This window comes from Pseudomonas fluorescens, assembly GCF_005938625.1.
Lineage (GTDB): Bacteria > Pseudomonadota > Gammaproteobacteria > Pseudomonadales > Pseudomonadaceae > Aquipseudomonas > Aquipseudomonas fluorescens_BD.
This window is the reverse complement of the sequence record NZ_VCNJ01000121.1, coordinates 1-1,426: the sequence shown is the minus strand read 5'-3', so window position 1 is coordinate 1,426 and position 1,426 is coordinate 1. Positions and strand designations below refer to the sequence as shown.

Annotated in this window: 1 protein-coding gene; it reads left to right on the top strand. The window is 56.2% G+C overall.

From position 1 onward, the window contains the following. Positions 1–85: 85 nt before the first annotated feature. Positions 86–1,417 carry an IS4 family transposase gene (locus FGA82_RS31965; RefSeq protein WP_141130155.1) on the top strand — a complete coding sequence of 444 codons (1,332 nt, stop codon included), beginning with the start codon at positions 86–88 and terminating at the stop codon, positions 1,415–1,417. Positions 1,418–1,426 lie beyond the last annotated feature (9 nt).

Sequence of the window (1,426 nt, the reverse complement as noted above, 5' to 3'; positions counted from 1 at the left end):
TAATGCCGATCAGTTAAGCCTTCTCGCTTGACCTTTGGCCGCAAGAAATCAAAATCCGATGCCTGTACTGGCATCGGATTTTTTTATGCGTCTTGCTCGGGCACTGGAACTGACCCACAACATCGCCTCTACCCCCAACGCCATCGAGGGATTGGGCGCTTTGCTCGATCCTTCTCTGGTCGAACAGGCGCTTGAACAAGCTGGTGTGGCGACGCTGCGCAAGCGTCGTTTGCCTCTGGAAATGATGCTCTGGTGCGTGATCTCCATGGCGTTCTTCCGGCGCATGTCGGCCTGGGATGTGGTCAGTCGCATGAATATCATGTTGCCGGGTCAGCGCCCGTTGGTAGCGCCCAGCGCCGTAGTCCAGGCCCGTCAGAGATTGGGCAGCGAAGCTGTACGACAAGTCTTCGATTTGACCCAGAAAAGTTGGCATGAGGCAGCCGGTCACCCGACTTGGGCCGGTCTGCGTTTGTTGGGTGTCGATGGCGTTGTCTGGCGCACGCCCGATACGCCGGAAAATCGGGCGCGCTATGACTCCGCCAGCAACCAGCATGGCGACACCGGTTTTCCTCAGGTGCGCATGGTCTGCCAAATGGAGTTGACCAGCCATTTGCTGATTGGCAGTGCGTTTGACGGCTACCGCAGCAACGAAATGAAACTGGCCGAGCAACTGATCGAAACCACCCCCGATCACTCGCTGACGCTGTTTGATCGTGGTTTTTACTCGTTAGGTTTACTGCATCGGTGGCAGCAGGCAGGTGTCGAACGCCACTGGCTGATGCCGCTGAAAAAAGGCTCGCAGTACGAGGTGATCCAGCGTTTGGGGCGCCAGGATGCGATTGTTTTGCTGAGCACTTCGCCGCAGGCCCGCAAGCAATGGCCTGGGTTGCCGGAGCAGCTGACCGCGCGACTGCTGAGCAAAACCGTCAAGGGCAAGGTGTGTCAGATTCTGACCTCGATGGCTGACCCACTGCGTTTTCCTTCCGACGAGATCGTTGATCTGTACAGCCAGCGCTGGGAAATCGAATTAGGCTTTCGGGAAATGAAGCAGACGCTGCTCAACAGCAGCTATACGCTGCGCAGCAAGATACCCGAGATGGTCGAGCAAGAGTTGTGGGGCGTGTTGTTGGGCTACAACTTGTTGCGCTATCAGATGGTGGAAATGAGTCGCCACTGTCCTGGCATTTACCCGTGCGAAATGAGCTTTACCGCGTGTACCTGGGCGATTCTTGGGTTTATCAACAGCGTCTCGGCCGACCGTTCCGGGAACATCCCCAAGTATTTGGCCGAGCTTCATGCTTCAGCGCCGCACTACGTTCTGCCGCATCGACGTGAGGAGCGCGTTTATCCTCGGGCGATTCGGCTGAAATCACCGAAGTATCCGATCAAAAATAAAAATGCCAGTCAGCTTAACTGACTGGCATTA

What these genes read in the sequence shown, in the direction of transcription:
- FGA82_RS31965 (WP_141130155.1), top strand. Translation starts at nt 86, where the DNA reads ATGCGTCTTGCTCGGGCACTGGAACTGACCCACAACATCGCCTCTACC.